3 protein-coding genes are annotated in these 6426 nt (G+C 66.8%); 2 read left to right on the forward strand and 1 reads right to left on the reverse strand.

Going from position 1 to position 6426, the window contains the following annotated elements; translation table 11 throughout:
* Window positions 1-172: 172 nt before the first annotated feature.
* Complete coding sequence (locus ACTHNC_RS09340; RefSeq protein WP_440294327.1) at window positions 173-1138, reverse strand: LacI family DNA-binding transcriptional regulator; 966 nt, start codon at window positions 1136-1138, stop codon at window positions 173-175.
* A 284-nt stretch (window positions 1139-1422) separates the two neighbouring features.
* On the opposite strand from ACTHNC_RS09340, the gene ACTHNC_RS09345 reads away from it, so the two are divergent.
* Together ACTHNC_RS09345 and ACTHNC_RS09350 are read left to right on the forward strand one after the other, a co-directional pair.
* Complete coding sequence (locus ACTHNC_RS09345) at window positions 1423-3408, forward strand: glycoside hydrolase family 28 protein (RefSeq protein WP_440294328.1); 1986 nt, start codon at window positions 1423-1425, stop codon at window positions 3406-3408.
* 5 nt (window positions 3409-3413) lie between these two features.
* Complete coding sequence (locus tag ACTHNC_RS09350) at window positions 3414-6203, forward strand: pectinesterase family protein (protein WP_440294329.1); 2790 nt, start codon at window positions 3414-3416, stop codon at window positions 6201-6203.
* Window positions 6204-6426: the final 223 nt, after the last annotated feature.

Genomic DNA, 6426 nt, shown 5'->3' on the forward strand with positions numbered 1-6426 from the left:
ACCACCGGGCGCACGCGTGGGAGTTCCTGCCGGAACAGGTACTGACAGGGCATCCTTCGCGCGCGGCGGGCACGGCCTCCGGCGAATTGTGGGCCCGAGGTGCCGCCTATCCGTGATGAGGCGACACTTCGCGACCACCATTTCGCGACGGTGAGTGTGCCGGATGCGACGCTCACCGACTGGGAGCGGCGGTGCTGCTGCGCACGACGAGGTTCGTGGAGAGCTCCGCGCGGTTGTTGTAGTCGGCGGAATTGCCGGCCACGAGCATCCTGACGGCGAGGGCGGCCATCTCGGCGAGCGGCTGCCTCACCGTCGTCAGCGGCGGAGCCATCCAGCCCGCGGAAGGAATGTCGTCGAAGCCGATGACGCTCAGGTCTTCCGGTATGCGCAGCCCGTGCCGGCGTGCCGCCTCGTACACACCCATGGCCTGCACGTCACTGGCCGCGATGATGGCGGTCGGCCGGTCGTCCACGCTCAGCAGCTCCTGGGCGGATGCCAGTGCCGACTCGAAGTGGAAGTCGCCCTCGGCGACGAGCTCGGGGTCGGGAGTGATGCCGGCGCGACCAAGCGCGGCGCGGTATCCGTCGAGGCGCGCCTGGGCGCAGAGCGTGTCGACGCGCCCGGTGATGGTGGCGATGCGCCGGTGGCCGAGGTTCAGAAGGTGCTCGGTGGCCTGCATGCCTCCCGCCCAGTTGGACGAGCCGATCGAGGGTACCCCAGCCTCCGGCTGACCTACCGGGTCAATCACCACGATCGGCTTCTTGAGTCTGCGCAGGCGGCTCCATGCCGCGTCGGACAGATCGCTGAGCGTGAGGATGACGCCGTCGGTGTTGCCGCGCTCGACGCTGCTGACCCACTGTCCGATGTCGCCCGTGCTCCTGGCGACCGAGACGGCGACGCGGAGCCCGGAGCGCAGCGCCTCCTCCTCTGCGCCGCGGATGATGTCGACGGACCACGGGCTCAGATCGCCGAACACGAGATCGATCAGGCCTCCGCTACGGCGGGTGGAGGCACGGCGCTCGTAGCCGGACTCGAGGAGCGCGGCTTCCACCCGCCGCCTGGTCTCCGATCCGATGTCGTCGTGGCCGTTGAGCACCTTCGACACGGTCGGCACCGACACCTCAGCCAAGTCGGCCACTCGTTGCAGAGTTACCCGTTCCACCGACCGCCTATTCTCCTCGATGTATCAGCGAAATTTTCGAATCCAAGATCCAGCCTAGCGCACCGTTGACACGGTGGTCCCCCAGGGTTTACCGTGAGCAATTGTTCAGAGCTCAACCAAAAACCTCGATGTGGAGTGCGAAAGTTTCTCTGACTTTCTGGATGATTTCGGGCACCAGAAACCTCGGGCGGCGAGTGCGCGTTCCGGCCTGACCTTGATCCACGCTCCGCACCGGACCTCGACGGGGAGGAACGACAGGAATGCCCAAGACACTCAGCAGGCGCGAGGCGCTTGCACTCGGCGGTGCCGCGTTCGTGGGGGCAGTGACTCTGCTCGCGGTAGGCAGCGAATCGGCATTCGGCGACGTGCAGCACGGCTCGATGCCGGTCACGCCGTGGCCGGAAGCCGAACGGATCGCTCGATCGGTGAAACGACCTCGCATCCCGCACCGTTCGCGTTCTGTCACGGAATTCGGAGCGGTCGGTGACGGCACGACGGACTGCACGCAGGCGTTCAAGAACGGGATTGCGGCCCTGGCGCAGAAAGGCGGAGGTCAGCTCACGGTTCCCGCCGGCACCTACTTGACCGGCGCCATCCATCTCGAGAGCCGCATCGATCTGCACGTGGAGAAGGATGCGACGATCCTGTTCTCCACCGACCCGAACGCGTACCTGCCCGTGGTGTACACACGATTCGGCGGCGAGGAGTGCATGAGCTTCTCGCCCTTCATCTACGCCTACGGCAAGCACGACATCGCGATCACCGGAGAGGGGACCATCGACGGGCAGGCCAGCACCACGGCGTGGTGGCCGTATACGGGCAGCGCGACGTGGGGCTGGAAGCCGGGCATGCCGACGTCGGATGCCGACGGCGCCGCACTCGACGCGATGGCCGAGGCGGGAGTGCCGGTGAAGGATCGCGTCTTCGGCGCTGGGCACTACATGCGACCGACGCTCATCCAGCCCTACAAGTGCGAGCGTGTGCTGATCTCGGGCGTGACGACGCACCGCACCCCGAACTGGCAGCTCAACCCGGTGCTGTGCACCGATGTCACGGTCGAGAACGTGACGGCCAGCAGCCACGGTCCCAACAACGACGGATGCGACCCGGAATCCTGCGATCGCGTGCTCATCACCGGCTGCACCTTCGACACCGGCGACGACTGCATCGCCATCAAGGCAGGCAAGAACGCCGACGGACGTCGCGTGAACGTGCCGTGCCAGAACATCGTGATCCAGCAGTGCGAGTTCTTCGACGGGCACGGCGCCATCACGATCGGCAGCGAGATGACCGGCGGTGTGCGCAACGTGTACGCCAGGGACAACCGGTGCGACTCGAAGAACCTCAACGAGGGCATCCGTCTGAAGACGAACTCGATGCGCGGCGGATTCATCACCGATGTGCACGTGCGCGACCTGACGATCGAGGAGGTGCAGGATGCCGTGCTCATCGTCGACTTCTTCTACGGAGAAGGACCGGGGCACGGTTTCAACCCGACGGTCAAGAACATCACGCTGGAGAACGTGCGCGTGGGAACGGCGACGTACCCGCTCTACGCCGTCGGCTATGCCGACGACCACATCAGCGACATCAGCCTCACGAACGTGCTCGTCGACACGGCGGCGCGTTCGTCGGTCTCGAAGTACACCGACAACGTCACCTTCACGAACGTGTGGGTGAACGGGCAGAAGACGCAACCGCCGAAGCCGTTCGCGAACCTCGCCGCCGCGTTCAACGACATCGGCACGGGCACCGCAGCCTCGCCGGGGAACCTCGACGGGTCGGGCGACTACCTGACGAGGGACTCGCTCGCGGCGGCCGGTCTCGCACCGGGTGCGACCATGAAACACGGTGCCTTCACGTTCACCTGGCCGAACTCGGCGGTAGGGAGCAACGACAACGTCGCAACCGGTGACGAGACGATTCTGTTCGCCGGTACCGGAAGCCAGCTCGGATTCCTCGGCCTGGCGACCCACGGAAACCACAGCGGAACCGTGACGATCAACTACTCGGATGGCTCGACCAGTTCCGGCCCCCTCGCGTTCAGCGACTGGTGGCACACCACGCCCTCCGCGGGCGACGAGGCCGTGGCGACCGCGAACGCCGTCGGCACAGGGCCGGCGGGCAGTGGTCACACGGTGGGGATCTTCTGCGCCTCGGTGCCGATCACCACGGGCAAGACCGTCGAGTCCGTCGAGCTCCCTGCCGACGGGAACATGCACCTCTTCGACATGGCGATCGGGTGAGTGCGATGACGATCAAGCGAACCATCGTGAACCCCGCCATTGCCGTGGTGAGCGCACTGGCACTGGCATCGGTTCCGATCGCGGCGACCGCGGCTCCCGCGGACGGCCATGGCGGCGGCCACGGCGCCACCCTCTACGTGGCGCAAGACGGCAGTGCTCCGTACTCGACCATCCAGGCGGCGGTGGATGCCGTGCCGACGGGCAACACGACGCCAGTCACCATCGTGATCTCCGCGGGAACCTACGTCGGAACGGTCGACGTTCCGGCCGACAAGCCGAAGATCAGCTTCGTCGGTGCGACCGGCGACCCCGCCGACGTGGTCATCACGGAAAACCACTACGCCGGCATGCCCGACCCCTCAGGGAACGGGTACGGCACAGAGGGATCCGCCACCATGACCGTCGAGGCGAACGACACGACGATAGACGGCATCAGCGTCGCCAACGCGTACGACCCCGTGCTGCACCGGAACGACCCGGGCGGGCAAGCGGTAGCACTGCGCACGACCGGTGACCGCATCGCGCTCTACAACGACCGCGTGACCGGGAGACAGGACACCCTGTACCTCGACACGCCGACGCCGACCGCGACAGCTCGGGTGTACGTGCGAGACACCTACGTCTCTGGATCGGTGGACTTCATCTTCGGCGGAGCGACGGCGGTCTTCGACCACGACACGATCGATTCCGTCGACGCCGGTTACGTCACCGCCGCCAACACCGAACTGGATAACCCTCACGGATTCCTCTTCACGGGCTCCAGGTTCGTGGGAGAGACCGGGGCGGGAACCATCGCACTCGGGCGGCCATGGCACCACACCGGAGATCCAGCGCCCTTCGCATCCGTCGTTGTTCGTGACTCGAACCTCGGGGCACAGATCGCGGACCACCCGTGGACGGGCATGGCCGGATGGTCGTGGGTCTCGGCGCGGTACTACGAGTACAAGAACACCGGACCGGGTGCCACCTCAGGCCCCGACAACCTCTACCGGCCGCAACTCACCGACGCCCAGGCGCGCGACTACACGGCCAAGAACTACCTCGCCGGCTCCGATCACTGGTCGCCGTGGGACCACGACGCACCGACGGTGACGCCGGCGCAGAAGATCTGCCGACCGGAGCAATACGGCGCGACGCCGGACGGCGTGACCGACGACACGGCCGCGATCCAGAAGGCGCTGGATGCCTGTGCAGACGGCGGTCGCGTCTCCCTCGCCGGCGGGAAGTACCTCACCGGCCCGGTCAAGGTCGCCGACAAGGAGACGGTCGAACTCGTCAAGGGCTCGGCGCTCCTCGCCACGACCAAGGTGAGCGCCTATCCAGCATCCGGCTCGCACCTCGCTCCGCTAATCGACGTCAGCAACGCGAACGGTGTCACGCTGACCGGCGGCGGCACCATCGACGGGCAGGGCTCGCCGTGGTGGGACACCATCAAGGCGGAGAAGACAGCAGGCAAGGACCTCTCGCCTCGGCCGGGGCTGATCTCGATCACCAACGCGAAGAACGTGACGATCGACACGCTCACCATGAAGGATGCCCCCAACTCGCACATCTCGATGCACAACGTGACGGATGCCGCGGTTACCGGTGTGACCATCTCCTCACCGAGCGACAGTCCGAACACCGACGGCATCGATGTGTGGTCCTCGACGAACGTCACGATCAGCAGGTCCTCGATCAGCGACGGCGATGACAACGTTGCGCTGGACTCCTCGGCCGGAGCCCCGACGAGCGGGATCACCGTCGTCGAGAACCGCATCGGGGCGGGACACGGACTGTCGATCGGCAGCTACACCGCCGGCGGCATCAGCAACGTGAGGTTCGGCGACAACTCGCTCGTGGGGACCAGTATGGGCATGCGCATCAAGACGGCACGGGGCCGAGGCGGTGAGATCAGCGGCGTCACCTATGACCACCTGGCGATGACCAACGTCTCCACCGCGATCGCGATCACCGCCTACTACCCGAAGGTGCCCGCAGACGACGACCCGGCGCAGCCGGTGACGGCGACTACCCCGAACATCCACGACGTCACGATCTCGAACGTGTCGGCGACCGGATCGGATGCGGCGGGCGAACTCGTCGGGCTTCCGGAGAAGCCGCTCACCGCGATCTCGCTTCAGGGGGTGAACATCGCCGCGACGACCGGACTCACGATCCGGAACGCCACGGTCACCTCCGATGCCGCGACCGCGATCACGGTACAGTCGGGCGCTCCGATCATCCTGCAGAGCGAGGCGAGCTACAACGGCCAGACGGCGACTCCCCCGCAGGGTCTGCCTGACCTCGCCGCGGCGTTCAACGACATCGGCACCGGCACGACCGCTTCACCCGGCAACCTCGACGGCGCAGGGCGCTACCTCACGCGCGACTCGCTGGCGACGGCCGGCCTCACGCCGGGCGCAACGGTCAAACACGGCGCCTTCACGTTCACCTGGCCCGCGGTGGATCCTGGGAGCAACGACAACGTCGCCACCTCGGGTGAAACCATCCTCTTCGGCGGCAGCGGGAGCAGTCTCGGCTTCCTCGGCCTGGCGACGAACGGCAACCAGAGCGGATCGGTGACCATCCACTACACGGACGGTACGACAAGCACCGGCACCCTCTCGTTCAGTGACTGGTGGCACACGACGCCATCGGCAGGCGACGAAGCGGTGGCCAGCGCGACGAGCAGCGACAACCACGCGGTCGGCATCTTCTGCGACACCGTGGCGCTCACCGCAGGCAAGACGGTTCAATCTGTCGAACTGCCGCCGAACGGCAAGCTGCACGTGTTCGGCATGGCGATCGGGTGATGCGGATGCCTCGCCCGTAGCCACGAGACCGCGCCACGTGCGCGCGACCCACCATGGCCTCGGTGGTCGTGCGCACGTGGCGCCCTTCTGCCCCAAGCCGTCGCCTCACACCGGGTTCGCCCCGGCCAGCTGGGCGACTCGCTCTGCGACGAGCAGGAGGCCGACGAGGATCATGGCCATCCCGGAGACGCGGCTGATGATGCGCGCCGCCACCGGACGAGCC

The organism is Humibacter sp. (genome assembly GCF_051954055.1).
In the GTDB taxonomy this organism is placed as follows: Bacteria; Actinomycetota; Actinomycetes; order Actinomycetales; family Microbacteriaceae; genus Humibacter.

Bases quoted from the DNA above. Each gene is read 5' to 3' on its own strand.
- ACTHNC_RS09345 (WP_440294328.1), top strand. From the start codon at position 1,423: ATGCCCAAGACACTCAGCAGGCGCGAGGCGCTTGCACTCGGCGGTGCC.
- ACTHNC_RS09350 (WP_440294329.1), top strand. From the start codon at position 3,414: ATGACGATCAAGCGAACCATCGTGAACCCCGCCATTGCCGTGGTGAGC.